The organism is Pelomonas sp. V22, assembly GCF_030014915.1.
Lineage (GTDB): Bacteria > Pseudomonadota > Gammaproteobacteria > Burkholderiales > Burkholderiaceae_C > JAUASW01.
The window spans coordinates 199,889-225,708 of sequence record NZ_JAGIXS010000001.1; the positions used below are offsets into that span (position 1 = coordinate 199,889).

The window sequence follows — 25,820 nt, forward strand, 5'->3', positions numbered from 1 at the left end:
GCTTTATGCTGGGCCGCCTCGAACAAGCCACCACGAGATCACGTGAGCCAAGCTGCCTTCATCCATCCGAGTTCCGACGTGCAGAGCCCGCAGATCGGCGAAGGCACGAGCATCTGGCAGTTCTGTGTCGTGCTGGCCGGCGCCCGCATCGGCCGCGACTGCAATATCAATGCACAGTGCTTCATCGAGAACGATGTGACGGTGGGTGACCGCGTGACCGTCAAATGCGGCGTGCAGCTGTGGGACGGCGTCACGCTCGAGGACGATGTCTTCATCGGCCCCAACGCCACCTTCACCAACGACAAGCGGCCGCGCTCCAAGCAATACCCCGAGGCCTTCCAGCGCACCGTGGTGCAGCGTGGCGCCTCGATAGGCGCGAATGCCACCCTCCTCGGCGGCATCACCATCGGTGCCGGTGCCATGATCGGTGCCGGCAGTGTCGTCACCCGCGACGTGCCGGCCGGCGAGCTCTGGGTGGGCAACCCGGCGCGCTCGCGCGGCCCGGTCTGACATCAACCAGCATCAACCAAGGACTGAATCCATGCGACTGCTTCTCTCCAGCCTCGGGCTCGTGTTGCTGAGCGCCTGTGCCAGCGCTCCCTACGAGGGCTCGGCCCGCCAGCTTGAGGACCACCGCCTGCTGAAGGCCGAGCTCGATGCCTCGTTGGCCGGCTGGAACGAAGGCGACCTGCGCCGCCACCTGGGGCTTTACGACGAATCCATCACCTTCATGACGGAGAAGGGCCCACGGCCCGGCATCGCGCCCATCGAAGCCGCCTTCCGCGCCAAGTACTTCAACGGCGACAAACCCAAGCAGGCCTTGCGGATGGAAAAGGTGGTGATCCGTTCGCTATCGCCCGACTCGGCCCTGGTTACCGGCAACTTCATCCTCTCGGGCGGCGGCGAGCCGGACCAGACCGGCTGGTTCACGCTCGTGTGGCAGCGCACGGCCAAGGGCTGGAAGGCCGTGCACGACCACAGCAGCTGATCGGCCGCCTCAGCAGCTCGCGCGCACCGCCTTGATGACGCGCTCGATCTGCAGCTCGCTCATGCCCGGCCACAGCGGCAGGCTCAGGACCTCGCGGTGCATGGCCTCGGCAATCGGGAAATCACCCTCGGCATAGCCTAGTTCCGCATAGGCCGGCTGGCGATGCGGCGGCACGGGGTAGTGGATCAGCGTGCCTATGCCCTGCTCGGCCAAGCGGCGCTGCAGACCATCGCGATCCGCATGGCGGACCACGAACAGATGCCAGGCCGGCTCGGCCCAGTGCGGAACATGGGGCAGTTGCAGGTCACAGCCAGCCAGGCCTTCGAGCAGGCGCGCGGCAATGGCGCGGCGCTCATGGGTTGCGGCTTCCAGCAGCGGCAGCTTGGCGGCCAGCACCGCGGCCTGGATCTCGTCCAGCCGCGAATTGATGCCCTTGACCTCGTTGTGGTACTTCTTCTCCGAGCCGTAGTTGCGCAGCACTTTCACGCGCTGCATCAGCTCGGCATCGCGGCTGGTGACGCCGCCGCCGTCGCCGAAGGCGCCGAGGTTCTTGCCCGGGTAGAAGCTCCAGGCCGACACATCGGCCAGGCCACCCACCGGCCTCACCTTGTAGCGCGCGGCATGGGCCTGGGCGCAATCGTCCAGCACCTTGAGGTGATGGCGGCGCGCCACGTCCATGATGGTGTCCATGTCGGCCGGCTGGCCGTACAGGTGCACCGGCAAGATCACCTTGGTACGCGGCGTGATCGCCGCCTCGAGGAGGGCGGGGTCGAGGTTGTAGGTCTGCGCATCGGGCTCCACCGGCACCGGTTTCGCGCCGCACTGGCTCACCGCCAGCCAGGTGGCGATGTAGGTGTTGGAGGGCACGATGACCTCGTCGCCCTCGCCCACGCCCAGCGCCTTCAGGCTGAGGAAGAGCGCGTCCAGCCCATTGGCCACACCGGCGCAGTGCGCCGTGCCGCAGCTGCGGGCCCAGGCCTCTTCGAAGGCTGCGAGCTCCTTGCCGAGCAAGAACCAGCCACTGCCGGCCACGCGCAGCAGGGCCGCGTCTATGGCCGGCTGCGCCGCCCGGTAGGCCGGCTGCAAGTCCAGGAAGGGAATGGCTTCAACGGCCATCGTTGACTCCCCGAACAGCGGCCAGGAAGTCGTCGTAGTTGCGGATGTAGTCGTCGGCCGCATAGCAGTCCGAGGCCAGCACCAGCAGCACCGCGTCGCTGGAGAACTGGTACTGGATGCCCCAGACCATGGGCGGGATGTGCAGGCCCAGCTGCGGGTTGTCGAGCAGCAGCTCGTCGCGGCGCTCGCCATCGTCCACCACGATGCCCACGCTGCCCTTCACGCAGACGAGGAACTGGTGGCAGGCCTTGTGCGCATGCTCGCCGCGCACTTCCTTGCTGGGCACGTCGTAAACCATGAAAAAGCGCTGCGGCGTGAACGGCAGATGGGCGCCGACCTCACCGAAGCTGAGCGCGCCGCGCAGGTCCACGATCTTGGGCAGCTTGTGCAAGGCCGCGCCACGTGCCTGCAATGTAGGCAAGGTCGCGCCGGCGTTCAGGCTGCCGGCCAGGGCCAGCTGCGGCGTGTCGCGGTAACCGGTGATGTGGGCCGGGTTGCCGGCCACGATGGCATTGGAAGGCACATCGCGGGTCACGACCGCGCCGTCCATCACCAGGGCGCCGGGGCCTATGGTGATGCCAGGGCGGATGGTGGCGTTGGACCCTATGCTGGCGCCGGCCCGCACCAGGGTCTGCAGCGGCGCCTCGGGTTTGAGCTTGCTGCGCGGCGCCGGGTCGTTGGAGAAGGTCACGTTGGGGCCGATGAAGACGTCGTCCTCCAGCGTCACGCCATCCCACAGCTGCACGCCGCACTTGACCGTCACGCGGTCGCCGATGACGACCTGGTTCTCGATGAAGACGTGGTCGCAGATGTTGGCGTCCGCGCCGATGCGCGCACCTGGCAGCACATGGCTGAAAGCCCAGATGCGGCTGCCGGCGCCGACCTGGGTCGATTCCAGCAGCGCCTGCGGATGAACGTAGTAATCGATCTTGCTCATGGGGCGGATGATGGCAGGCCTCAGGCGGGCTGCGGCGCAAACAGTTGCTCGGCCGTGCGGAAGAGTTGGCTCCAGCTCTCATGGCCGCCACGCCAGTCCTCGCCGGCCTCTGTCTTGAAGATCAAGGTGTCGGCCACCGCACCGCTGGTGGGAATCAGCGTCGAGGCGACGGCGAACTTCAGCCTCGGGTTGATCGGCAGCAGCAGGCGGCGCATCTGGTTGGCGATGTCCATGGCTTCGTCCAGCGTGGCTACCTCGTCAGCCCGCACCATCAACAGATCCGGGGCGCGACGTATCAGCTCCAGCGTCTTCTTGCGCAGGTAGGCGAACTTGGCCCGGGCGATGGGCAGATGGGCCGGCACCTGCTCCGGCAGGATGCGGTGCGACTGCTCGCCGCCCACCACCGGCACCGACGGGAACTCGTGCATGAACATCAGGCCGGTATCGAGGTCGCGCAGGCAGCAGTCGTCCTTGATCAGCTCCCAGCGGCCGTCGCGCAGCAGGTCTTCATCCCGACCGAGCAGGACCGACAAGGCATCGACCGGCGTCATCAGCCAGTCGAAGAAGAAGGCTTGGTCCTGGCCGCTGTGGCGGCGGATCTGCCAGGCCACCTTGCAGTCGTAGCCCAGGCTCAGCAGTTGCATGGGAAGCGTCTCCCGCGTTTTCGAGATGCGGCGAGTGTCCCGCAGCGCGGGCGCCGCGGTCCAGCGAAGACGGCGGCAAATCAGGGCCAGACGCCCGCACCCTCAAAATACGGGGGGATTCCTGCGCCACTCTGACCGCTGCCCGGGCGACAGATGCGCTCCAATTCCCCCTGGATCCCAGACCGAGGCCAGCACATCCCATGAAGAAAGCATTCATCACCGGCGTGACCGGCCAGGACGGCTCCTACCTCGCCGAACTGCTGCTCGAGAAGGGCTACGAGGTCCACGCCATCCTGCGCCGCAGCTCGGTCTTCACCACGCACCGGGTGGACAGCTTCATCGACCACGAGCGCTTCAAGACCTACCACGGCGACCTGACCGACTCCAGCAACCTGCACACCCTGCTGTCCAAGATCGAGCCGGACGAGATCTACAACCTCGGCGCCCAGTCCCATGTGGCTGTTAGCTTCGAGGTGCCCGAATACACGGCCGAGGTCGACGCGCTCGGCACCATCCGCCTGCTCAACGCGATCAAGGACCTGGGCATCAAGCCGCGCTTCTACCAGGCCTCGACGTCCGAGCTGTTCGGTGGCCTGCCCGAGACGGCGCCGCAGAGCGAGGCCACGCCCTTCTACCCGAAGTCGCCCTATGGCGCAGCCAAGCTCTATGCCTATTGGGTGACGGTGAACTACCGCGAGTCCTACGGCCTGCACGGCAGCAACGGCATCCTGTTCAACCACGAGTCGCCGCGCCGCGGCCAGACCTTCGTGACCAAGAAGATCACCCAGGCCGTGGCCAAGATCCACCAGGGCCGCCAGGAGCTGCTGACGCTGGGCAACATGGACGCCAAGCGCGACTGGGGCTATGCCCGCGACTACGTCGAGGCCATGTGGCTGATGATGCAGCAGGAGCAGCCCGACGACTACGTGATCGCCACCGGCGAGACCTGGACCGTGCGCCAGTTCGTCGACATGTCCTTCGACGAGATCGGCGTCAAGCTCGACTGGGTCGGCACCGGTGTGGACGAAAAGGGCATAGACCGCGCGACCGGCAAGGTGCGCGTGGCCATCGACCCGCGCTACTTCCGCCCGGCCGAGGTGGACCTGCTCTGGGGCAACCCGGCCAAGGCCCGTGAGAAGCTGGGCTGGGTCGCCAAGACCCCCGTGCGCGAGCTGGTGCGCAAGATGGTGCAGTACGACCTGCACAACGACCAGTACGGAGGGCCCGAGCTGTGATCCTGGTCACTGGTGCCACCGGCTTCCTGGGCAAGCGCGTCTGCCGACTGCTGACCACGCAGGGCCGCGATTTCATGCGGACCTCGCAGTCCATGGGCCTCGACCTGCGCGACGCCGCCGCCACGCTGGCCTTCTTCGAAGAGCACCGCCCCAGCGCGGTGATCAACTGCGCCGCCTACGTGGGCGGCATCCAGTTCGGCAGCAAGCATCCGGCCGAGCTGTTCCACAACAACTTGCTGATGACGCTGAGCCTGCTGGCCGCCGCCCAGGCGACAGGCGTCACCCGCATCGTCAACCCGATCAGCAACTGCGCCTACCCGGCCGCCGCCACGCTCTTCAAGGAAGAGGAGTTCTGGGATGGTCCGCTGCACGACTCGGTGATGGTCTACGGCTTCGTGCGCAAGGCCTCCTGGGTTGGGTCCTGGGCCTACCAGCAGCAGTACGGGCTGGACGTGGTCAACCTGATCCTCTCCAACATGTACGGCCCGGACGACCACTTCGAGGAAGAACGCTCGCATGCCATGGGCGCGCTGATCATGAAGATCGCTGATGCCAAGCGCAAACAGACGCCGCAAGTCGTCGTCTGGGGCAGCGGCAAACCGGTGCGCGAGTGGCTGCATGTGGACGATGGCGCCGAGGCCCTGGTTCGCGGCCTGGCGGCGCCGGCCACCAACCAGCCGGTGAATGTCGGCGTGGGCCAGGGCATCTCCATCATCGAGATGGCCGAGCTGATCAAGCGCGTGGTCGGCTATCAAGGCGAGCTGGTGCTGGACACCAGCAAGCAAGATGGCGCGCCCTACAAGACGGTGGACGGCACCAAGGGCGCCGCCCTGCTCGGCTGGTCGCCCTCGCGCGATTTTGAGCAAGGCGTGCGCGACACTGTGGCCTGGTACATGGAACACGGAAGCTGAAGACGATGGCTGTGCAAGAAATCAAGGAAGGCGAGCTGGTCCTCGCCCGCCACATCCCCGCTGGGGACGCCTGGGGCGGCGGCCTCAAGTTCTTCTCGCCCGACGGCGACTACCAGCAGGTCGGCACCTGGGGCTACGACCAGGGCAAGCAGTTGCTGGCTCACAGCCACAACGAGGTGACGCGCGCCGTGCTGTGGACCCAGGAAGTGCTCTACATCCGCCAGGGCCGCGTGAAGGCCGAGGTCTTCGACACGAACGACCAGAAGGTGGCCGAACTGGAAGCCGGCGCCGGCGACATCCTTGTGCTGCTGCGCGGTGGCCATGGCTACGAGATCCTCGAGGATGGCACCCAGGTGCTCGAGATCAAGAATGGCCCCTACGTCGGCGCGGACGCCGATCGCCGCCGGCTCCAGCAAGCCTGAGCATGCGTCTGCATTTGGGATGCGGCCCGCGAGTGATCCCGGGCTTCGTCCACGTGGATCTCGCCGACCATCCGCACATCGATCACAAGGCGGCCATCAGCCCCTTGCCCTTCCTGGCCGACGACGCGGCCGAGATGATCTATTGCAGCCACGCCTTCGAGTACCTCGACGCCCTCGAAGCCAAGCAGGCGCTGGTCGAATGGCGCCGTGTGCTCAAGCCCGGCGGCCTCCTGAGGCTGGCCGTGCCTGACATCGCCGCCCTGGTCAAGGTCTACCAGCAGACGGGAGAGCTTTCGCGCATCCTCGGCCCTCTGTATGGCCGGCTGGAAATCAGTACTGAGGCCGGCCCCGCCACGCTGTTCCACAAGACCGCCTACGACGAAGCCACGCTCGGCCGGCTGATGCATGAGGCCGGCTTCGTCAGCATCCGCCACTGGGATTGGCGCCAGACCGAGCATGCGCAGATAGACGACTACTCCCAGGCCTATTTTCCGCACATGGACAAGGCCCATGGCCTGCTACTCTCGCTCAATCTCCAAGCCAGAAAAGCCTGAACCGCCATGTCCGCTCCCGAATTCATCCCGCAAATGCGCCCGCTGTTCGGCGAGGAAGAAAAGGCCGAGCTGGCCGACTATCTGACCGAAGACGGCTTCTTCACCGAGTTCAAGCGCACCGAGCTGTTCGAGCAGCAGATCGCCCACTACACGGGCGCGCGCCACTGCATCGTGGTCAACAACGGCACGGTGTCCCTCACGCTGGCCGCCATCGCGCTGGACGTGGGGCCCGGTGACGAGGTCATCGTCCCGAACTACACGATGATCGCCTCGCCCAACTCGGTGAAGATGCTGGGCGCCACGCCGGTCTTCGTCGACGTGGAGCCCGAGACCCTGGTGATGGACCTCGAGAAGGCCCGCGCCGCTATCACGCCCAAGACCAAGGCCCTGATGCTGGTCTCGGCCAATGGCCGCGCACCCAAGGCCGGCATAGGCGCGTTCCAGCAGCTCTGTGCCGAACGTGGCATCGCGCTGATAGAGGACTCGGCCCAATCGCTGGGCTCGTTCTACGCGCCCGACCTGCATGTGGGCCGCGCTGGCGCCATCGGCAGCTTCTCGTTCTCGGCCCCCAAGATCATCTCCACCGGCCAGGGCGGCGCCCTGATCACCGATGACGACATACTCGCCGAAAAGCTGCGCCGCCTGAAGGACTTCGGACGACGCGCCGGCGGCACCGACGTGCACGACTCGGTGGGCTACAACTTCAAGTTCACCGAGCTGCAGGCCTGCGTGGGCATTGCGCAGATGAAGAAGCTGCCGGAGCGCGTGGTGCGCAAGAAAGTGATCTGGCAGCGCTATGCCGAGGGCCTGGCCGGCATCCCCGAGCTCAAGCTGTTCGGCCATGACCTCAAGCTCTGCACGCCCTGGTTCATCGACTGCCTGGCCGAGCGGCGCGATGAGCTGGCCGCCCACCTGAAGCTTGCGGGCATCGGCACGCGCACCATGTATCCGCCGATCAACCAGCAGAAGGCCTATGCCCTGCCCGGCAGCCATCCGGTCTCGGAACTGGTGGGCCGCGATGGCCTCTGGCTGCCCAGCATGATCCAGCTGACGGACGCGCAAGTCGCGCGCATCTGCAGCGAGATCCGCCGCTTCTACGGCCGCTGATTCAAGCCCGGCTGTGCTCAGGCTGCAGCCGCCATCCACGGGAAGCCCTGCGGATAGCGCGCCCGCATCGCCGCGTTCTCGCGCTGCAAGAGCTCCAGCACGCGCGGCTGCAGTTCGGGCCGGGTGCGGTAGTTGACCGTGTACTGACCCGAGCAGCCGAAGTTCGTGAAGGCTGCTGCCAGCTGCGTGTAGAACACCCGGTCCTGCCCCCAGCCACCATGGAAATGGCTGGCGATGCGGTGGGCCGTGTCCACCTTCAGGCAATAGCAGTTGGTGTCGACCAGCTTCAGCGGGCCGGTGGCGCCCCAGGGCCCGACACTCTGCGATTCATCGTCGATCAGGTACTGGCCTTCCTCGCTGACCACGCGGCGCAGCGCAAAAGCCCATTGCCAGCCATGGCGTTCGATGGCGGCCACCAGGGCGGCGATGTGGTCGGGCTCGAACCAGTTGTCCTGGTCGAGGAAGCTGATGTAGTCGGTGTTGACCAGGTGCGACCAGGCCGCATAGACGCGGTGGCCGTAGAAGCCGTTGCGGCCCACGTTGTTGGGCAGCGTGGTGACATGAATGCCCGTGAGGTCCATGCCGGCCGTCGAGGCCTGAAAAGCCGCCACGAACTCGGGGCCGTCGATCACCACGTGCAGCTGGATGTCCGGATGGGTCTGCGCTCGCACCGATTCAATGGCCTGGCGCACCAGCGGCGCGCCGGTAGTGGGGATGACGATGGCAACGCTCGGCATGGCTGGCTTCTCGGTCTCTTGGGTTTGCCGATGATACGAAGGCCAGCGGCCGGACGATCCGGGCATCTGCGGGCAGCCGGTGGCCCAGTTCTGCGGGCCAAACCCGTACAAATCGGGGCATCGGCCTGCAGGCGGCGGCGCTAGCATCGCCGCATGGTCACGCCCCCCTTCTTCTCCGTCCTGATGCCCACCCACCTGCGGCCGGCGCTCTTGCGCCGCTCGCTGGGCTCGCTGCTGGCACAAAGCTGCCAGGACTTCGAGATCATCGTCGTGGCCGATGCCTGGGACCCCGAGAGCGCGGCCGTGGCGGCCGAACTGCTGCGGCCGCAGGACAGCTTCATCAAGCGACAGGGCAAGAATGGCCCGGCCACCAGCCGCAATGTGGCGATGGCCCAGGCACGCGGCGAATGGATCGTCTTCCTGGACGACGACGACAGCTTCGAGCCCCAGCACCTTGCCACGCTGAAGGCGGCCATCGCGGCCTCCAGCTCAGCCGTGCTGTTCACCGACTGCGCCGTCGTCACCGAAGACCGCACGCAAGCCGGCATGCCGCCGCTGTCGCGCCAGCAGCTGGACTTCAGCCGCCAGGACGTGAGCCAGCTCTGGGTCAAGAACTTCATTCCCAACCACGCGTTGGCCTACCGCCGCTCGCTGCTGGAGGGCATCACGTTCGACGCCCACATGGCCTCGCTGGAAGACTGGGAGTTCCTGGTTGCCGTCTGCGCCCGCGCCCTGCCCCAGCATTTCGCCAGCACCGGCGTGGTGATGCACAAGGACTATGTGAACCCCGGCACCCGCCGTGGCACGCAGGAGACCTCGTCCAACAACGTGGTCATCCTCGACTTCCTCTACACCTACCGCCGCTGGCCGGCGCCGACGCCGGAGCTGAAGGCGCAGCGCCAGGCCCTGCTGGCCGGCGTGGGCCTGAGCCTGCCGATCGAGTGGTTCTAAGCCATGCGGCATTTCGATGCCGAGGCCACTCGCGCGGCCCTGCCTTTTCCGGCGCTGATCGAGGCGCTGCGGCAGCTGTTCGTCGAGGGCTGCGAGGTGCCGCAGCGACACCAGCATGCGGTCGGGCAAGACCTGACGCTCCTGATCATGCCGGCCTGGCAGAGCGGTGGCCTGCTGGGCATCAAGACGGTCAGCATTGCGCCTGGCAATGCAGATCGCGGCCTGCCGGGGCTGTTCTCCAGCTACACCTTGTTCGATGCGCAGACCGGCCAGCCTCTGGCCATGCTGGACGGCAACGAGATCACCTCGCGCCGCACGGCGGCGGCCTCGGCGCTTGCGGCATCGCGCCTGGCGAGCCCCGCGGCGCGCAGGCTCCTGGTGGTGGGCAGCGGCCGCGTCGCAGCGCTCTTGCCCGAGGCCTATCGCGCAGCCTTGCCGGGGCTGGAAGAGATCCAGGTTTGGGCACGCCGACCGGAGGCGGCCGAGCAGATCGCCGAGCACTGGCGAGCGCTGGGCATCGAGGCGCAGGCCGTTTCCGATCTCGCCGCAGCCTGCCGTCAGGCCGACATCATCAGCTGCGCCACGCTGGCTCGCGAGCCTTTGATCCAGGCCGGGTGGCTCCGGCCTGGCAGCCACCTGGACCTGATTGGCGGCTTCACGCCGCAGATGCGCGAGGCCCATTCAAACTGCTTTGCCGACGCCGAACTCTGGGTCGATACCGATGAAGCCCTGTGCAAGAGCGGCGACCTGCTGCAGCCGCTGGCCGAGGGCCTGATCACGCCGGCCTCGGTGCGCGGCGACCTGGCGGCGCTCAGCCGGCTCGCCCCAGGGACGGCGCACAAGGCGGATCAGCGCACGGTGTTCAAGTCGGTGGGCACCGGGCTCGAGGATCTGGCCGCCGCGTGCCTGGCCTTCGCCCAGCCCTGATCAGCGCCCCACCAGGCGCAGCTCCAGGTCCAGGCCGTTGATGAAGTCGCCGCTGGCCGGCACGTCGACAGCACGCTCCACCAAGCCGCCAAGCCCCAGCTTGGCCGCTTGGTCGCGGTTGATGCGCAGCTTCAGCTTGCCGGGGCTGATCTGGTGGAACAGGTAGTAGCCATCGGCCGAACTGGTGGTGCTGGCCACGACCTGATCCTTGGCATCGACCAGTTCCAGCTGCGCATCGCCGATCACGCGGCGCTTGCCCTGCTCGACCAGGTAGACCGTGCCCTCGATCTCCGAGCTCGAGACCACCGGGAACTCCAGCAGCTCGACGCGGCCGGGCCTTGGCAGCACGCGCACACCGGGTGTTAGCGGCTTCCATTGCGGGTCTTCCAGCGTGGCTGGGTCGAGGGCGATGTCGGTGTAGCGGCCGGGTTGCAGACGGCCCAGGAAGGCCGTGCCATTCGCGTCGGTGAGCTTGGGATGGCGCCCGCCGCCGTTGAGGATGAAACCGGCGCCCTGCACCAGTTCTTCATCGGCATCGCGCCGGCCGTTCATGTTGCGGTCGACGAAAGCGCGTGCCGAGATCGCGCCGGTACCGGCCAGCGGCTGGCCGTCGAGCGTCCACTTGCCGCTGCGCGGATCGCGGCCGAGGGCCATGAACAGCTGCAGCCCCACGGCCAGCTCGCGCTGGCTGGAATAGCTGCCGCTGAGTGCCAGGCCGAACTCGCCAAAGTTCTTGCTGACGCCGGCCGAGACCAGGGTCAGGTTGGAATCCAGCGCATGCAGGAGGCCGCCGTTGATCTGGTAGCCGTCGCTCATGTTGCGGTCGGCGCTCAGCGCCAGCGCCTGCAGCTTGGAGGTGGGCTGCACGGTGTAGGCCAGCTGCGCGTTGAGGCCCACATTGGCCACGCGGCGGCTGACCTGCAGGCTGCCATCGGTGCCGGCGATGCCGGCACTGCGCTGCCAGCGCAGGTAGTTGGAGAAGGCCGTGCCGCTCAGGATGGTCGAGACGCGCCCGGCCAGCAGGTAGTCGTCCGGGCCTGCTGAGAGTCCGAGGCGCTGCGCATCCAGCGTCAGCGCCAGGGTCGGAAAACCGTCGGGCTTGACACTGCCGTTGAGCCTCAGCTGGTCGCGCTGGCGCAGGCTGCCGAAGCCGGGCAGGAACTGGTCGTTCTCGAACTGCCGCTGGGCCTGGGCATGCAGCAGGTCGACCGAGACCTTGCCCAGGCGCGTCTTCAAGCCCAACTCGGCCAGCGAGCCGCCACGCATGCGGGTCAGCTGGCCGCTGAGGATCATCGAGTTCAGGTAGCCCAGCAGGCCGATCTGGGCATAGTCGGTCGGCAGGCCGCCAATACCGCGGGGCCGACGCACCAGGCCGGCATTGGCGGTCAGCGATTTGCTCAGGCCGACGTCGACCTGGGCGATGCTGCGCACATCGCCGTTGTCGGCGTAGTGCTGGGTCATTGCATAGAAGAACTCGCCCGGCTTGATGCTGGCCTGGTCAAGCAGGAAGCTCTGGCGCTCCACGCGCAGCTGGCCGAGCGGGCCATGGAAGACCAGGCGGAACTCGTTCGGGCCGAAGGACAGCGGCAGGTCGTCGAAGGCGTACTGGCCATCGGCGCGCGAGGTCTGGTAGGCCAGCAGCGCGTCGTTGTAGTAGAGCGTGACGTCCCAGCCGGGCGGCAGGTCGCCGCGCAGGCTGTGGCGGTCGAAGCTCGTCGGCTGGTCCAGCGAGCGGTTGCTGACCGTCATGCCGCTGCCCTTGGAGGCGCCCTGCATGATGTTGCGGATGCTTGGCAGCACGATGTTGCCGGCCACGAAGGAACGCGCCTGCAGCGGCCCGAGCAGGCGCGCCTCGGGGTCGTGCCTGGCCAGCGTCATGCGCAGCTCGGGCTTGTTCACGTCGCTGGTCTTCAGCAGGTAGGCCGAGCCCTCCATGCCCAGCAGGTCGCTGGTGAGGTAGGCCGTGTAGGCACTGCGGCTCTGACTGCCGGCCGGGTTGCGGCGCACGTCCACTCCGAGCGACTGGTCAATGAAGGGCACGCCGGCCAGTGCCGGTGCTGAGTTCTGCAAGGGGTAGTTGGGCCGCTCCGTTGTCTGGATGCCAGCCAGCCTGGCGGCCTGGCGCTCGCGCTCCAGGCGTTCCTGCAAGGGCAGCTTCTCGCGCGGCTTGATGTGCAGCTGCAGGGTCTGCAAATCCATGCGCAGGTCCAGCGGCAGCCAGCGCGAGAGCAGCTGCGTCGAGACATAGATGTCCTCGCCGATGACGACCGCCATGCGCGGTTCGAACACCTGCTCGCGCCCGGCCACGCTGACCAGCGACTCCGCCAGATTCAGCGCGAACGGACGGTCCTCGCGCAGCACGATGCCAGTGGCATTGCCCTGCTCAGGCTGCACCTTGATGGCCATCGTCAGCAACCGCGACAGCTCGCCCAACGGCAGCAGCACCTGGCGCTCGTCCTGGTAGGCGCTGAAGCTGTCGGACAGCAGCTGACCATCCAGCAACACCTCCAGCACCAGCAGGCTGGACTCCATCTCGCTGGCTTTGCGCAGGGCGCGAGGCGCTGGGGCGGCGGCAGCAGTCACGGCAGGCGCAGGCGGCCGGGGCGGCGCTTCTCGCTCAAGCCGGGTCTGCACGGCCAGGCGCTGGCGGGCCTGCAGGCGCAGCTCGGCGGTCGGCAGGTTCACCGCCAGCTCGACCGGCAGCCAGCGCGACAGCAGCTGGGTCGAGACATAGATGTCATTGCCCACCACCTGCGCCATGCGCGGCTCGAAGCTCTGCTGGCGGCCGCCAATCGTCACGCGCGACTCCGCCAGGTTCAGCCAGAAAGTCTGGTCGGGCTGCAGCACGAAGCCACCGGCCACGCCCTGCTCCGGCCGCACCGTGATGCCGAGCACCAGCAGGCGCGACAGCTCTCCGAGCGGCAGCAGCACCTGGTAGCCGTTCTGGATGGCGTCGATGCGCGGGCTCAGCAGCAGGCCGTCGAGGCGCGCCGTCAGCGGCTTGAGCTGGACCGGGGGCGCTGCAGGCGCTTTCTCGATGCGGCGCGGGCTGCTGCGCGCCGGCTTGGCCTCGGCATCGATGGACGGCGGCAGAGCCAGCGCCGCCAGCGCAAGCAGGAGCAGACGGTGGCTTGGGGCGGGCGGGCGGCTCATCGTGGATGCTGCCGAAGCCTGCCCCGTGGCTCAGGGCAGGGTCAGGCTGGCTTCGGCCAGCAGCTTGCCGCCGGCCTCGGGCCGCTCGCGGTAGGTCAGCTTGAGCGTGCCGCCGGGCATGGGCGTGCCGGCCGGCAGTTGCAGCGGCAGGCGCGCGCGGCGTACCGCATTCGGTGCGTAGACGGCCACGCCACCAGCCTTGGCCACTTCCAGCGTGACGCCGGCGGCCGTGGTCAGGGTCACGAGCAGGTCGCCATAGACCGAGCGGTTGCCCTCGCGGCTCATCTTCAGGGCCAGCATGCCGCCGGGATTGGCAGCGCTCGGCGGGATGAGGCTCAGCTCCGAAAGGCCGACCGTGGCCTGCAGTTCGCCGTGGCGGACAATCACCGGGATGGAGGCACCCACCAGGGCCTGGATCACCACGCCCATCTCCTTGGCGCCGCGCTGGGCCACGGACTCCACGCTGCTGCTGCCGCTGGCCTCGGCCACGCGATCGATCTGCAGATGGGAGCGGTACTCGCCAGGCGCCAGGTCGGCCGGCTTGCGCAATTGCAGGCGCACGACCTGAGAGCCCCCCGGGGCAATCGTCACCTGGCGGGGCGAGAAGCGCACCAGGGCATCGGCGAACTGCTCGCCCGGGCCCGGCGTTTCTATGGCGATGAACTCGCCGTTCTCGCCCATGCGGCGGTTGACCATGTTGAGCCGGTAGGTCTCGGGGCTCTTGCCCTGGTTCATCAGCTCGATCTGCGCCGCCCCCTGGCGGCCCTCGAACACCACGCGGGTCGGGAACAGCACCAGGTCGGCCCAGGCGGCCGGGCTGCAAAGCAGCAGGAGCAGGCTGGCGGCCAGGCAGCGGCAAAGTGAGGAGGCATGCATGCGTGGATCCATTTCTGTGTCGGGACTATGCCGCTACTCGTAGTTGATGGTCACGGTGAAAAAGCCCGAATAACTGCCCGGTGCTTGCAGATTTCCAACAGTCAGCGTCGCGCCGACGGACAGCATCAGCGTCCCGCCACCGGACAGCGTGCCCACCGGTCCGGGACTGCTGACGAAGCTGTTCAAGGCCATGAAATGGCCGCTGCCGTCGTCGAGCTGGGTGGTGCCGTCCAGCGGCAGGCTGATCACCACATTGGCGCTGGGTGTGCCGCTCAAGGTGAACTGGGCCGCCGCTGGCAGAGCGCCCTGGCTGGTCAGCAACACGCCGCCGGTCTTGGTGCGCGCGCCGCCTGCCGTGAGCGAGATCGTGCCGCCGCCACCGGCCGAGAAGCTGCCGAAGGACATGTTGATGGAAGAGCTGATGCTCTGGCCGCCGCTCGGGCTGAACGCAAGCAGCAGGAACAGGGGAAACGCCAGCCGGAAGATGCGGCGCCGCCGGGCCTCAGTTGAAGGCCACGACGATGGCGACACGCTCATCCCCTTCGCGGGCCGCCTGGCCCTGCACGTTCGTGAGGCTCGCTGCCTCGGTGCTCATGCTGACGGCAGCCACCAATTCGCGCTGCAAAGTGCCGCCACCCAGCGGTGCCAGCAAGCCGTTCAGCGTGGCGACCAGGCCGCCCGCATCGGCATTGCGACCGGCCGCTATCAGCAGGCTCAGTGTGGAGCCGCCTTCGCCGCCCGAGCTGACGACGGCCGGCACGGTATTGACCAGGCGAATCAGCACGGACCCGGTGCTGGGGCTGGCCGCCCCCTGTTGCAAGGCCAGCACCTCGCTCACGCCGAACAGGCCGCCCAGCACGCCATTGATGTTGATGGGTTCGACCACGGTGGCCGACACGGCCGCTGCGGCGCCAGCGCGGCCTGTCGGCAAAGGTCCCGAACTGCCGGGCGAGCACAGGCCCGCCAGGGCAAGGACCAAGCCCAGCCGGCCGGCCAGCGGCCAGCAAAACCCGGGGCGATGGGTATTCTCCAAACGACGCATCTGAAGGTCCGGCCGAGGCCGGCCCGGCTCAGTTGTAGGCGACCGTGACTTTGACACTGCCGGTGTAGGTGCCGGCAGGCTGGGTCGAGCCCACGGTCAGCTTGGCGCCGACGAAGATGTAGGCCGCGCCCGAGCTCAGGGTGCCGGTGGCATCGGTCGTCGTCGTGGTTTTGCCGGTGGCGCCGCCAGAGGTGGCCACGGCCTCGCTGATCCAGGCAATGGCCATGGTGTCGGAGCCGCTGGTCAGCACGCTGTCGCTGCCGGTGTAGTCGATGGAGAAGGTGGCGGCACCGCTGCCGGTCACGTCAAAGCGGGCTGCGGCCGGGGCCGAACCGCCCGAAGGCAGGCCGGTGGTGCCGGACTTGGTGCGCGCGCCGCTGGTGGAGATGGTCACGTCGTCGTTGCCAGCCACCAGGTTGCCGAACACCATGTCGGCAAACTTGCTCACCGCAATCGGAATGAGCACCACGGCGGTGGCGCTGGCGGTGGCGTTGTCGGCTGCGCCGGCGGGGATGGCCGTCAGACCGCCCAGACTGGCCAACAGGGCTGCGGCGGTGCGGCGCAGCAGGGGGCGTTGCTGAAGCATCTTCATGAGCCGTCTCCTTGCAAACTGTGGCGGCCGGACCCAAGCGGGCCGCGAACCAACGACTTTGATAGGAATCAAAGATCACCCGTGCCGGCGATGGTAGTCCCGCAAGGGCCCTTCAGTAACTTATCGGCGCCCACCGGCCAGTATTCAAGTGGTTTTCACCTCATATGCCACAGTCCGCCACCTGAATCTCCCGATGGGGCACAAGAAAAGCACCGGCCCGCGCCGCCTCATCGGCTAGCAAAACAGCCAGGAATTGCCACCGATACCTACATGGCCGGCTGACCGTCTGCAATCCGCTGGATGGTCGGCCAGATATTCCACTTGAACAGCAGGTCGTTGCGCGCGGCGCGCAAGGCATCGACATTCACCGGGCGGGCCAGGATCTCCTCGATCATGGCCGGCGTCACGGTGGTGATGTCACAGGGCAGCGCGAAATAGGATTCGGCCGGGAAGAAATAGTCGATATTGCTGGCGCCCCAGTAGATGGGCACGGTCCAGGACAACAGCGGGTCGCAGATCTTCTCGCTCCAGGTATTGGGCAGGCGCACGTTTTCGAGCACCAGCGCATATTCATGGTCGATGAAGCCGCGCAATTTGCAGTTGCCGTTGTAGTTCAGCTCGCCCCGGAATGTGGCCGGGTTGATGAACTTGTCGATGCCGCGCCCCCAGATATCGATGTGCGGATATTCGCGGGTGAAGCGCGCCAGGAATTCGACGCGCAGCCGGTGCTCCAGCACCTGGCTGTACATGCCGCTGTTGACGCATGACAACCGCTTGGTCTTGGCCTGGTAGGGCATGGCCACCAGCTGATCGAAGGGCACGCTGATCCACCAGGTCGGCACGTTGTGGCACTTGGTGTAGCTGCCGTCGAACAGCATGTTCGACGGGAACTGGCGGCTCAGCCACGGCTCCTGGTGCGGCTCGCGCTCGAAGTAGATGACCTTGGAAAAGTCGAGCTTGTCCAGGTCCCAGTCGCGCGGCGTGCGGTCCATCACCACGATCAGGTCGGCCTGGCGCGGGTCGGGAATGCCGACCAGATCGCCCCAGATGCCGCGGTTGCCTGGCGTCTGCATGGCATAGCGCTGCAACATGCTTTGCGGGCTCTCGCCCCAGCCGCCCACAAAGGCCACCTTCTTCATCGTCGTCATGCCTTGCTGCCTTCGAATTCCAGGATGAGCTGCAGGTCCGCCAGGTCCTTGGGCTCGCGCCGTTTCCACTTCATCACCTTGACCACGTTCAGCGTGCAGAACTTCAGGCCGCGGTGGTAGAAGTGGTGCTGCGGGTTGTAGATGATCTCGTCGCGGTGCACGCCGTAGTGCTCGATTTCCTTGTTATGGCAACCGAGGCCCGGATGCGGCGTGGCCGGCGGCGGCTCGGCGTGGCTCAAGAAATCGAGGTCACGGCAATCGCGCAGACCGTAGGCCGCCAGCACGGCACTCGAGACCACGCAGAGGTCCTCCACATCCTGGCTCTGCATCACCCAGTCGCGGTAGAGCTGGAACCAGGCGTTGAAGCGCGGCTGCGAGAGCGGCCGGCCCTGGTTCAGGAAGGCCAGACTGTTGCCGTGGAAGACCGCGCTGGCGATCTCCCAGGTCTCGCGCCAGCTGTCATTGATGTGGACCGAGTGGTTCTCGCGGCCGTAGTGGGCGCGTATCAGGCGCTTGCACTCGATCAGCGGCTCGAGGCCCTCAGCCTCGATCAGGTAGACGCGCACGGCACCCGAATCACCGAAGCAGGCCTGCTTCTTGAAATGCAGTCCAGCATGGCCGTTCTCGGCCGTGCCTATCCAGGGCTCGTTCTCGTACAGCTGCAGCATGTAGTTGAACTTGCCGAGCTCGCTGAGCTGCACCGTTTTCGCATAGACGATGGTCGCAAAGCGCGACAGCAGCGCCTCGGCCGCTGCGCAGTCAATGCGGTCGGCGCCGAACAGCGAGACCGTGTGGACCTTGCGCTTGTGGCGGATGTACTCGAGCGCCATGGCGTCGCTGAACATCGGCAAAAGGCCGTTGGGCACGATGTCGGTCTTGTCGCGGAAGAAGGTCCAGTCGCACTGCGCCCTTCCGCTGGTGATCTGGTCCGTCGTGGCGGGCAGATGGCCGTAGGTGATGGCTGCCGCGACGCGGTGCGCGCCGTTGTAGGGCGAGCCCTCTTTCAACGGCACCGGCGGCGCGTCGGCGCGCCAGCCCTCGGCCTTGACCGAATCCAGCAAGGCATTGAAGGCATTCATGAAGTCATGCGGCCCGCTCTTGCGCGGCTCAGCCTCGAAGAAGCCGTTCCAGACCTTCAGATGCTCCAGGTACAGCGCCTGGTTCCAGACGCAAGCCACGCCCTTGTCGCGCTGGCGCGCGTACAAGGTCTTGGCATTGATGTCGAAGCGCAGCGGGGTGAGAAGTTCGCGGGGATCTTGAATGCTCATGGCTCAGCGCAATGGCGTCATCACGCCACGGCCCAGAGACCATAGCAGCGCCACTGCCTGCTGGCCATCGTAGATGGCGTTCACATGGGCCACGCGCAGGGAGTAGTACTCGGCTTCCGAACCCATCACGTCGAACAGCGATCGCCGGCCCAGTTGCTGCCATTGCTGCAGCGTCGAGGCGCGCACGCGGTCGCTGTTGCGAAGGATCTCGACCACGCGGCGGGCGCGGTCGAAGGCCGAGCTGGCGGATTCGTACATGTCAGCAGCGCGATAGAGACGTGATTCCACGGCATCCTCGCGCTGCAGCCGGGCGGCGGCCGCGCGCTTGCGGGCCGCGTCGACGCCGGCATCGGCACCCGGCGAGAGGATGGGGATGCTGACGTTGACACCCGCGCTCCATTCCTGGCCCTTGCTGAGGCCCGCGAGGGCGCCGGTATTGACGGCCGCGCTGATCAGCGGCTTGTTGTTGGCCGCCACCACCTCGGCGTAGCGGGCCTGGGCGCGCTCCTGGGCCTCGAGCTGGATGATGTCGGCGGCGCTGCGCGCATCGCGCTGGATCTCGGCCAGGTCGGGAATATTGGTCAGCAGGTTGGAATAGCTGGCACTGGGCGGCAGCGGCTCGCCAACAAAGCGCTTCAGGCGGATCTCGGTCTGGCGCAGTGCCGACATGGTCTGCTCGACGGCCATTTCGGCCTGCTGCTGGCTCTTCTGCGCCTGCACCAGTTCGCTGGCGCGGCCTCGGTCGGCCTTGGTGATGATTTCCAGCGCATCGACGAGGCAGGCCATCTTGCGCACGTACTGGCCATAGACCTGGGCCTGCAACACATAGCGGCTGCGGTCCAGGGCCAGCGAAACGGTATTCAAGGCCAGCTGCTGTTCGCTGCTGATCATGCCCTGACGGGCACTCTCGGCCAGTTGGGTGCGCCAGGCCGTGGTCTGGGCCACGCGGCCGAAGTCGAAGATCGGCGCGGTAGCGGTCAGGCCGATGCGGCCCTGGAAACCCTTGCGATCCAGGATGCCGTTGTTGATGCTGCCGAGGTGGTTGGCATAGCCATCGGCCGTGACGCGCGGCTTGCCGGCGTCCTTGGCCTCTTCCCAGTCGGCGCGCGCGGCCTGGGCGAGCAAAGTGATGGCACCCATGGATTGGCTGCGCTGCATGGCGCGCTCGACCAGTTCGAGGATCTGGGCGCGCGGGTCCACACCGCTCGTCTCGAGCATCGAGGCATCGCGGCCGCTGCCCGAAGGGCCGGCCTCGTCTTCGTTGCAGCCACGCTGCGCAGCCGCCGGCGTGAGGGCCAGCAAGGGCAGGCAGGCGAGCAAGGCCAGGGGAAATCTTGACATGCCGCTACTTCATCACGGATGAGCGGCTCTCAAAGGCCGGAACAGCGCCGCGCAGCGGGCGTTTATCGGCCGCGAAGCGTCAGGGCTTCAACGCTCCTTGAGCGCGTCGCGCGACTTCATCATCGGTTGCAGCAGGTACTGCAGCACCGAGCGCTGGCCGGTCTTGATCTCGACATTGGCCGTCATGCCAGGAATCACTGGCAGGTCTTCGCCCTTGTACTTCAGGCCCTTGCGTTCGGCGCTGATCAGGGCACGGTAGAAGCGGCTCTCGCCGCCGGCCACCTTCTCGCCGTCGACGATGGCGTCCGGGCTGATCTGCTCGACCTTGCCTTCCAGGCCGCCGAGGTTATTGAAGTCGTAGCCGGCCAGCTTGATCACGGCCTCCTGGCCCACATGGACGAAACCGACCTCCTTGGGCGGGATGCGGGCCTCGATCAGCAAGCGGGCGCCGAGCGGCACGATCTCCATCACGGCCGAGCCGCTGGTGACGATGCCGCCAATCGTGTTGGCGCGGATGTTCTTGACCACGCCCTTGACCGGCGAGCGCAGCACCGTACGCGTGAGCGCGTCCTTGCGCACGACCTGCTGCTCGTCCAGCATGCCGAGGTCGCTTTGCAGCTTCACGAGTTCAGAGGCCGCCTCCTGGCGGAAACGCCCCAGCCGCTCACTGCGCTGCTGGCGCAACTCGTTGACCTGGCGGGTGAGGCGCATCACCTCCACGTCGCTCATCAAGCCCTTGGCCGCCATCTGCTGCGAAACGCCCTGCTCCTTCACCAGCAAGGCGATGCTGCGGTCCATGGTGGAGAGCGCCTCTTCCAGCAGGCGCTGACGGGCCTGGAAGGCCTGCGTCTCGGCCTGCACCAGGCTGGGCTGGGCCTGCACCTCGGGCGGAAAGCTGAGCCTGCCGCCGCTGGATTCGGCCAGCAGACGCGCCTGCGTGGCACGCAGCGCGACGTAGCGAACCTGGCCTTCGTTCTGCTGCGCCTCGAAGCGGGTCGGGTCCAGCCGCGCCAGCTCCTGGCCGGCCTCGACTTGCTGGCCTTCGCGCACCAGCAGTTCGCGCAGGATGCCGGCCTCCAGGCTGGCAATCACCTGTTCGCGGCCGTCGGGCACGACGCGGCCCTCATTGCGGCTGATCTGGTCGACCTGGGCGAACGACGCCCAGGCAATCGCCGTGGCCACCACGGCCAGCAGCAGGTAGAGCGCCCACATCACGCGGGGCAAGGGCTCATCGACCTGGGCGGCCGCCAGGCTGCTGATGAACAGGCCTTCCTCACGCTGCGCGGCCATGGCCACCTTCTTCGCTCTGGGTCATCGGAAAAGGAAAGGTGCTCACACCGACGGTGAGCGCTGCACGGGCTGTGCGGACGGGTGCATGTGAAGATTCGACTGTGCGGCAGCCTGATCAGGCTGCGTCGGACGCACGCCCGAGAGCGCCGCCAACACCTGGTCGCGCGGACCATCGAGCACCAGCTTGCCAGCATCCATCACGACGATGCGCGTCACCAGCTCCAGCACCGCAGGGCGGTGCGTCACCACGATCAGCGTGCAGCCCTGTGTGGCGTCGCGCAGTTGGCGCAGGAAGGCGATCTCGCTCTGCGCATCCATCGAGCTGGTGGGCTCGTCCATCAGGAGCAGCTGGGGCTTGTTCACCAAGGCACGGGCCAGGGCCACCATCTGGCGCTGGCCGCCCGAGAGCAGGCCACCCATCTCGCCGACCGGCAGGTCCCAGCCCTGCGGATGGCCGGCGATCACGCGGTCCAGGCCGGTCAGCCGGGCCACTTCAACGAGACGGGCCGAGTCGATCTCGGCGCGGCCCATGGAGACGTTCTCGCGCAGCGTGCCATGGAACAGGCGCGGCTCTTGCGAAACGAAGCCGACGCGGCTCCGGAACTCGGCCGGGTCGATCTGGCGCAGGTCGATGCCGTCCACGTCGACCATGCCCTCGGTCGGCTGGTACAGGCCCGCCAGCAGACGCAGCACGGTGGACTTGCCACTGCCGATGCGGCCCAGCACGGCGATGCGCTCGCCGGCCTCGATGCGCATGGTCACGCTCTTCAGCACCTTGGGCGAGGGCGTGGCGCCAGTGGGCGGATAGGCAAAGCCGACTTCGCGCAGGCCCAGCCGGCCCGTGAAGCTGGACAGCGGCACATAGTTCTTGTCGGACTCGCGCTCGACCGGGCGGCTCATCATGTCGTCGATGGACTGCATGGCGGCACGGGCGCTCTGGTAGCGCGCTGCCAGGCTCACCACGCTCCCCAGCGGCGCAATGGCGCGGCCGGCGAACATGATGGCGCCGATCAGGGCGCCCGAAGAGATGGTCTTGTCCTGGATCAGGTAGACGCCCCAGACCAGCATGACGAGGGTGATCGCCTGCTGCAGCGTCATCGTCAGATTGCTGGACATCGCATGCATCGCCCGCATGCGCAGGCCGGACTCCGCGGCCACGGCATTGCTGACCTCGTAGCGATGCTGGAAGCGGCCTTCGGCGCCCGAGGTCTTGAGGTCTTCCAGGCCTTCGATCACCTCGACCAGGGAGCCCTGCAGCTCGGCCTGCTCGGCCATATTGGTGCGCACCGCGCGGCGCAGGTAGGCCTGCATGCCCAGGGTCAGGCAGATCAGCAGCGGCACCGCCCCCGCCACCACCCAACCCAGCGGGCCGCCGATCACGAAGGTCATCGCCACGAAGACGAGGATGAAGGGCAGGTCCGACACCACCGACATGCTGGCCGAGGTGAAGAAGTCGCGCACCACCTCGATCTGGCCAAGGTAGTGCGCATAGCTGCCGGCCGAGGCCGGCTTGTGCTCCATGCGCACACCGAGGGTCTGCTTGAACAGCTTGGAGCCGATGATCAGGTCGGCCTTGCGGCCGGCCAGGTCGATCAAGTGCGCGCGCAACTGGCGGGCGAACAGGTCGAACAGCAGGGCGAGGCCCGCGCCAATCGCTAGCGTCCATAGCGTGGCCATGGCGTCGTGGTGCGGGATCACCTTGTCGTAGACCACCGAGGTGACGATGCCCGAGGCCAGCATCAGCACATTGCTGAGCAGGGCCGCCAGCATGGCGCCGCGGTAGTAGGGAATGAAGCGCTTGAGCGTGCCCCACAGCCAGTGGCTGCCGCTGTCGCGCAGCAAGAGGCTGTTGCGGGCATTGGCCTGCGGCTGCTCCTGCGGCGTGACCAGCATGACGAAGCCGCCGTACTCGCTCTCCAGGTCGGCCGCCGTGACGCGGCAGATCTTGGGCTCGGGCCCAGGAAAGACCACATCGAACTCGCCACCCTCCCCCTTGCGTACCAGCACGCAGGCATCGCCACCATTCAGCAGCAGCACGGCCGGCAGCACCAGCGGGCTGATCTCAGGGATGGAGCGGCGCAGCAGGCCAGCCTCATAGCCGGCCTCGCGCATCATGCGCATGGCCTGGTCGGGAGCCAGCACGCCGTTGAAGGCAGCGCCCGCGCGCAGCGATGCGGCCGAGCGCGGTTTGCCATGATGCTGGGTCAGCCAGACCAGGGCCTGCAGCAGCGGATCACCCAACTCGGCGGCGCCAGCGTCGAGCGCGGGAGGATCAGCGGCAGGCGGCGGCGTGGAGCCGTCGGCGGCCAGGTAAAGGCCGCCGGCGCCCTTGCCGGGTCCGTCGAAGAAGGGGTCGTGGCGCTGCGGCACGGTGAATCGGTCCTACAAATCTCTCTCAGCCGGGCTGGCGCTGGCGGGCGGCCAGGGCCAGGCGTTCGAACTCGACCTCAAGATCGCGCACCAGGCCCGGAATGTCAAACAATTTGGACGAACGCCCCTGCTCCGCGAGGAAGCGCTTGTAGGAGGCGGCTCGCGCCGGGTTGCGGCCGATCTGGATGGCGCGCTGCTCGTATTCTTCCAGAGAGAAGGTCACCAGGTCCGGCAGGCCGACACTGGTGAGCAAGCTGCCGCACATGCGCGAGATGTAGCTGCGGCCCGAACGGGTCAGCATCGGCGTGCCCATCCAGAGGCAATCACTGGCCGTCGTGCCGGCGTTGTAGGGGAAGGTATCGAGCACCAGGTCGGCGAGCGTGAAGCGAGCCAGGTACTCCGGCGGCGCCACGCGCGGCGCGAAGATCAGGCGCTCCGCCGCCACCTCGTTCTCGGCCGCCACACGCAGCATGTTGGCCTGCGCCCATTCGTTGTCGGCCAGCAGCCACAACACGCTACCGGGCACGGCATGCAGGGTGCGCATCCAGGCCGAGAAGGTCTCTTCGTTGAACTTGTGGTTGTTGTTGAAAGTCGCGTAGACGAAGGCGTCTTCCGGCAGGCCGTACTGGGCGCGAGTGGGCAGCGGTCCGACCTCGCGCTGGCGGTCGCTGACCTGGTAGCAATGCGGCACGTAGAGCGGCTTCTCGGTGCAGTACGGCAGGTACTCCGGCGGCATCGTGAAGCGGTCGGCAATGATCCAGTCCACGCCCGGGATGGCCGAGGTGGCGGGCAGCCCGAGGTAACTGGCCTGGATGGGCGCCGGCCGGTAGGCGAGGATGTTGGGGCGAGCGCCGCTGGTCAGGCCCTGCAGGTCGACGATCACGTCGATGCCAGCCTCGGCAATCAGGCGCGCCGCCGTGATGTCGTCGACACCGGCCAGCGGCAGGCGCTTGTCCATGGCCTTGCGGATGCGGGCTTGCTGGGCCGTGCCGTCGTCGATGCTCCAGCACAGGGCATGGACCTCGAAGCGCTCACGGTCGTGCAGCTCGAACAGCTCGGGCGTAAGCAAGCCCACCGCATGCATGCGCAGGTCGCCCGAGAGGTAGCCAATCTTGATCTTGCCAGCGCGGCGCTGCTTGCCCGAGGCCTCCAAATGGAAGGCCGGGCCCTTGTACTTGACCACCTTCTCATGGACGAAGCGCTGGGCCGCCATCAGCTGTACGGCCGGGTCGTCGGTGGCGCTGAGCGTGGCCAGCAGCGAGGTGTTGACCAGCAACTGGTTGTGCGTGACCTCGCCCACCGGCTGGTAAACGGGCCAGTCGCACTGCTTCTGGCGGATGTGCACATAGTGCTGCTGCACGTCGCTCTGGTCGGCCTTCAGCTCCAGGCTGCGGCGCATCAGGGCCTGTGATTCGCCATAGCGGCGCTCGGTCTCGAGCAGGCGCGCGGCGTTGTTGATCGCATGCAGGCGCAGGTCCAGCGGGTCCGCACCCACGGCCTCGAAGCTCTCGGCTTCATAGACCTCACGCCATTCGGTCAGCGCGTCCTCGGGTCGGCCCAGGTGTTCGAGCTGGTGGCCCAGGTTCAGGCGCGCCTGGGCGAAACGGGGATTGACGGATAGGGCCAGGCGATAGACCTTCTCGGCCTCGGCATGGCGGCGCAGGTCGCCGAGCAGCGAACCCCAGTTGAAACAGGCCACATGGCGGTAAGCCGAGGGCGCGCCCATTACCCAGTTTTGGTAAAGCAGCAACAGCGCCTCGGTGCGGCCCTGCTGCTGCCATTGCTGGGCCAGCGCCAGCAGCTCCCCGAGCTGGAAGCCGCCCAGGCGGGCACGCTGCAACACGGCGAGGACGGCGGGCTCGGCTCGGGGGATGTCGACCGGGGCGGGGACGGGTGCGGCGTTCACGGCTTGGGCAAGCGTCTTCGCAGGGGGCGATGAAAGGTCCATGGGCAAGAGCAGCCGCCCTGACAGCGGCCTCCATTTGGGCTCGCCCGATGTTAGAAGCCCGGCCGCCTGCACGAGCCCTGGATTAGGCGCCCGAAAGCGCATCTATTCACGGCCGGCGTCATCTAGGGTTTATCTGTAGGAAATCTTCCTACAGCCGAATTGGGTGGAAACAGAACCGGAATATCCTGCCTAATCAAGGCATTAGAGCTGACTCCTGATGCTCAGAATCAAGAGAAGACCGGGCCGGAGGAGGCCTGGCCACC

At 67.1% G+C, this 25,820-nt stretch carries 24 protein-coding genes; 9 read left to right on the forward strand and 15 right to left on the reverse strand.

Annotated features, from left to right (window positions below):
- Nucleotides 1-42 precede the first annotated feature (42 nt).
- Nucleotides 43-510 carry an acyltransferase gene (locus tag J7U46_RS00925; RefSeq protein WP_282822931.1) on the forward strand — a complete coding sequence of 156 codons (468 nt, stop codon included), beginning with the start codon at nucleotides 43-45 and terminating at the stop codon, nucleotides 508-510.
- 31 nt (nucleotides 511-541) lie between these two features.
- On the forward strand, nucleotides 542-988 hold the full coding sequence (locus J7U46_RS00930; protein WP_282822932.1) for a DUF4440 domain-containing protein: 447 nt from the start codon (nucleotides 542-544) through the stop codon (nucleotides 986-988).
- A gap of 9 nt (nucleotides 989-997) precedes the next feature.
- On the opposite strand, the gene J7U46_RS00935 is transcribed toward J7U46_RS00930, so the two are convergent.
- Genes J7U46_RS00935 through J7U46_RS00945 form a run of 3 tightly spaced genes read right to left on the reverse strand, consistent with a single transcriptional unit; the run spans nucleotide 998 to nucleotide 3,685 of the window.
- Complete coding sequence (locus tag J7U46_RS00935; RefSeq protein ID WP_282822933.1) at nucleotides 998-2,104, reverse strand: DegT/DnrJ/EryC1/StrS family aminotransferase; 1,107 nt, start codon at nucleotides 2,102-2,104, stop codon at nucleotides 998-1,000.
- Nucleotides 2,094-3,041: a WxcM-like domain-containing protein gene (locus J7U46_RS00940; RefSeq protein WP_282822934.1), complete on the reverse strand. Its 948-nt coding sequence runs from the start codon at nucleotides 3,039-3,041 to the stop codon at nucleotides 2,094-2,096. Before J7U46_RS00940 ends, J7U46_RS00935 begins: the two co-directional genes overlap by 11 nt.
- A 20-nt stretch (nucleotides 3,042-3,061) precedes the next feature.
- Nucleotides 3,062-3,685, reverse strand: a complete 624-nt coding sequence (locus J7U46_RS00945; protein ID WP_282822935.1) for a hypothetical protein — start codon at nucleotides 3,683-3,685, stop codon at nucleotides 3,062-3,064.
- 200 nt (nucleotides 3,686-3,885) lie between these two features.
- Here J7U46_RS00945 and gmd point away from each other — a divergent pair, with 200 nt between their 5' ends.
- From gmd to J7U46_RS00970, 5 genes are read left to right on the forward strand one after another with little or no spacing between them, the layout of a single operon-like run.
- Nucleotides 3,886-4,920 carry a GDP-mannose 4,6-dehydratase gene (gene gmd, locus J7U46_RS00950; protein ID WP_282822936.1) on the forward strand — a complete coding sequence of 345 codons (1,035 nt, stop codon included), beginning with the start codon at nucleotides 3,886-3,888 and terminating at the stop codon, nucleotides 4,918-4,920.
- Nucleotides 4,917-5,831 (forward strand): NAD-dependent epimerase/dehydratase family protein, encoded by a 915-nt coding sequence (locus J7U46_RS00955; RefSeq protein WP_282822937.1) that lies wholly within the window; start codon nucleotides 4,917-4,919, stop codon nucleotides 5,829-5,831. The genes gmd and J7U46_RS00955 overlap by 4 nt, the downstream gene beginning before the upstream one ends.
- 5 nt (nucleotides 5,832-5,836) lie before the next feature.
- The gene (locus J7U46_RS00960) at nucleotides 5,837-6,253 is read left to right on the forward strand and encodes a hypothetical protein (protein WP_282822938.1); all 417 of its coding nucleotides are present in this window, start codon (nucleotides 5,837-5,839) and stop codon (nucleotides 6,251-6,253) included.
- A gap of 2 nt (nucleotides 6,254-6,255) precedes the next feature.
- Entirely contained in the window at nucleotides 6,256-6,807 is a 552-nt protein-coding gene (locus J7U46_RS00965) for a methyltransferase domain-containing protein (protein WP_282822939.1), read from the forward strand.
- A gap of 6 nt (nucleotides 6,808-6,813) precedes the next feature.
- Entirely contained in the window at nucleotides 6,814-7,914 is a 1,101-nt protein-coding gene (locus J7U46_RS00970) for a DegT/DnrJ/EryC1/StrS family aminotransferase (protein WP_282822940.1), read from the forward strand.
- Between the two features lie 17 nt (nucleotides 7,915-7,931).
- On the opposite strand, the gene J7U46_RS00975 is transcribed toward J7U46_RS00970, so the two are convergent.
- Nucleotides 7,932-8,651: a glycosyltransferase family 2 protein gene (locus tag J7U46_RS00975; RefSeq protein WP_282822941.1), complete on the reverse strand. Its 720-nt coding sequence runs from the start codon at nucleotides 8,649-8,651 to the stop codon at nucleotides 7,932-7,934.
- Nucleotides 8,652-8,804: 153 nt separating this feature from the next.
- On the opposite strand from J7U46_RS00975, the gene J7U46_RS00980 reads away from it, so the two are divergent.
- Together J7U46_RS00980 and J7U46_RS00985 are read left to right on the forward strand one after the other, a co-directional pair.
- Entirely contained in the window at nucleotides 8,805-9,602 is a 798-nt protein-coding gene (locus tag J7U46_RS00980) for a glycosyltransferase family 2 protein (RefSeq protein ID WP_282822942.1), read from the forward strand.
- A gap of 3 nt (nucleotides 9,603-9,605) precedes the next feature.
- On the forward strand, nucleotides 9,606-10,529 hold the full coding sequence (locus J7U46_RS00985; RefSeq protein ID WP_282822943.1) for an ornithine cyclodeaminase family protein: 924 nt from the start codon (nucleotides 9,606-9,608) through the stop codon (nucleotides 10,527-10,529).
- On the opposite strand, the gene J7U46_RS00990 is transcribed toward J7U46_RS00985, so the two are convergent.
- From J7U46_RS00990 to J7U46_RS01040, 11 genes are all read right to left on the reverse strand, one after another.
- On the reverse strand, nucleotides 10,530-13,682 hold the full coding sequence (locus tag J7U46_RS00990; protein WP_282822944.1) for a hypothetical protein: 3,153 nt from the start codon (nucleotides 13,680-13,682) through the stop codon (nucleotides 10,530-10,532). It abuts the gene before it with no gap.
- Nucleotides 13,683-13,712: 30 nt separating this feature from the next.
- Entirely contained in the window at nucleotides 13,713-14,558 is an 846-nt protein-coding gene (locus J7U46_RS00995; RefSeq protein ID WP_282822945.1) for a molecular chaperone, read from the reverse strand.
- Between the two features lie 33 nt (nucleotides 14,559-14,591).
- On the reverse strand, nucleotides 14,592-15,089 hold the full coding sequence (locus tag J7U46_RS01000) for a DUF4402 domain-containing protein (RefSeq protein ID WP_282822946.1): 498 nt from the start codon (nucleotides 15,087-15,089) through the stop codon (nucleotides 14,592-14,594).
- Entirely contained in the window at nucleotides 15,061-15,489 is a 429-nt protein-coding gene (locus J7U46_RS01005; RefSeq protein ID WP_282822947.1) for a hypothetical protein, read from the reverse strand. Before J7U46_RS01005 ends, J7U46_RS01000 begins: the two co-directional genes overlap by 29 nt.
- A 139-nt stretch (nucleotides 15,490-15,628) precedes the next feature.
- Nucleotides 15,629-16,192 carry a DUF4402 domain-containing protein gene (locus J7U46_RS01010; protein WP_282822948.1) on the reverse strand — a complete coding sequence of 188 codons (564 nt, stop codon included), beginning with the start codon at nucleotides 16,190-16,192 and terminating at the stop codon, nucleotides 15,629-15,631.
- Between the two features lie 266 nt (nucleotides 16,193-16,458).
- Nucleotides 16,459-17,340, reverse strand: coding sequence for a glycosyltransferase family 10 (locus J7U46_RS01015; RefSeq protein ID WP_282822949.1), 882 nt, complete (start codon nucleotides 17,338-17,340; stop codon nucleotides 16,459-16,461).
- Complete coding sequence (locus tag J7U46_RS01020; RefSeq protein WP_282822950.1) at nucleotides 17,337-18,608, reverse strand: hypothetical protein; 1,272 nt, start codon at nucleotides 18,606-18,608, stop codon at nucleotides 17,337-17,339. The genes J7U46_RS01015 and J7U46_RS01020 overlap by 4 nt, the downstream gene beginning before the upstream one ends.
- Nucleotides 18,609-18,611: 3 nt before the next feature.
- Entirely contained in the window at nucleotides 18,612-19,949 is a 1,338-nt protein-coding gene (locus J7U46_RS01025; protein ID WP_282822951.1) for a TolC family protein, read from the reverse strand.
- 87 nt (nucleotides 19,950-20,036) lie between these two features.
- Entirely contained in the window at nucleotides 20,037-21,239 is a 1,203-nt protein-coding gene (locus tag J7U46_RS01030; protein ID WP_282822952.1) for an HlyD family type I secretion periplasmic adaptor subunit, read from the reverse strand.
- A gap of 42 nt (nucleotides 21,240-21,281) precedes the next feature.
- Nucleotides 21,282-23,609: a type I secretion system permease/ATPase gene (locus J7U46_RS01035; protein WP_282822953.1), complete on the reverse strand. Its 2,328-nt coding sequence runs from the start codon at nucleotides 23,607-23,609 to the stop codon at nucleotides 21,282-21,284.
- 25 nt (nucleotides 23,610-23,634) lie between these two features.
- Complete coding sequence (locus tag J7U46_RS01040; protein WP_282822954.1) at nucleotides 23,635-25,515, reverse strand: acetylglucosamine transferase; 1,881 nt, start codon at nucleotides 25,513-25,515, stop codon at nucleotides 23,635-23,637.
- Nucleotides 25,516-25,820: the final 305 nt, after the last annotated feature.

Coding starts and splice junctions, on each gene's coding strand:
- J7U46_RS00930 (WP_282822932.1), top strand. CDS start 542: ATGCGACTGCTTCTCTCCAGCCTCGGGCTCGTGTTGCTGAGCGCCTGT.
- J7U46_RS00935 (WP_282822933.1), bottom strand. CDS start 2,104: ATGGCCGTTGAAGCCATTCCCTTCCTGGACTTGCAGCCGGCCTACCGG.
- J7U46_RS00940 (WP_282822934.1), bottom strand. CDS start 3,041: ATGAGCAAGATCGATTACTACGTTCATCCGCAGGCGCTGCTGGAATCG.
- J7U46_RS00945 (WP_282822935.1), bottom strand. CDS start 3,685: ATGCAACTGCTGAGCCTGGGCTACGACTGCAAGGTGGCCTGGCAGATC.
- gmd (WP_282822936.1), top strand. CDS start 3,886: ATGAAGAAAGCATTCATCACCGGCGTGACCGGCCAGGACGGCTCCTAC.
- J7U46_RS00960 (WP_282822938.1), top strand. CDS start 5,837: ATGGCTGTGCAAGAAATCAAGGAAGGCGAGCTGGTCCTCGCCCGCCAC.
- J7U46_RS00965 (WP_282822939.1), top strand. CDS start 6,256: ATGCGTCTGCATTTGGGATGCGGCCCGCGAGTGATCCCGGGCTTCGTC.
- J7U46_RS00970 (WP_282822940.1), top strand. CDS start 6,814: ATGTCCGCTCCCGAATTCATCCCGCAAATGCGCCCGCTGTTCGGCGAG.
- J7U46_RS00975 (WP_282822941.1), bottom strand. CDS start 8,651: ATGCCGAGCGTTGCCATCGTCATCCCCACTACCGGCGCGCCGCTGGTG.
- J7U46_RS00980 (WP_282822942.1), top strand. CDS start 8,805: ATGGTCACGCCCCCCTTCTTCTCCGTCCTGATGCCCACCCACCTGCGG.
- J7U46_RS00985 (WP_282822943.1), top strand. CDS start 9,606: ATGCGGCATTTCGATGCCGAGGCCACTCGCGCGGCCCTGCCTTTTCCG.
- J7U46_RS00990 (WP_282822944.1), bottom strand. CDS start 13,682: ATGAGCCGCCCGCCCGCCCCAAGCCACCGTCTGCTCCTGCTTGCGCTG.
- J7U46_RS00995 (WP_282822945.1), bottom strand. CDS start 14,558: ATGCATGCCTCCTCACTTTGCCGCTGCCTGGCCGCCAGCCTGCTCCTG.
- J7U46_RS01010 (WP_282822948.1), bottom strand. CDS start 16,192: ATGAAGATGCTTCAGCAACGCCCCCTGCTGCGCCGCACCGCCGCAGCC.
- J7U46_RS01015 (WP_282822949.1), bottom strand. CDS start 17,340: ATGACGACGATGAAGAAGGTGGCCTTTGTGGGCGGCTGGGGCGAGAGC.
- J7U46_RS01020 (WP_282822950.1), bottom strand. CDS start 18,608: ATGAGCATTCAAGATCCCCGCGAACTTCTCACCCCGCTGCGCTTCGAC.
- J7U46_RS01025 (WP_282822951.1), bottom strand. CDS start 19,949: ATGTCAAGATTTCCCCTGGCCTTGCTCGCCTGCCTGCCCTTGCTGGCC.
- J7U46_RS01030 (WP_282822952.1), bottom strand. CDS start 21,239: ATGGCCGCGCAGCGTGAGGAAGGCCTGTTCATCAGCAGCCTGGCGGCC.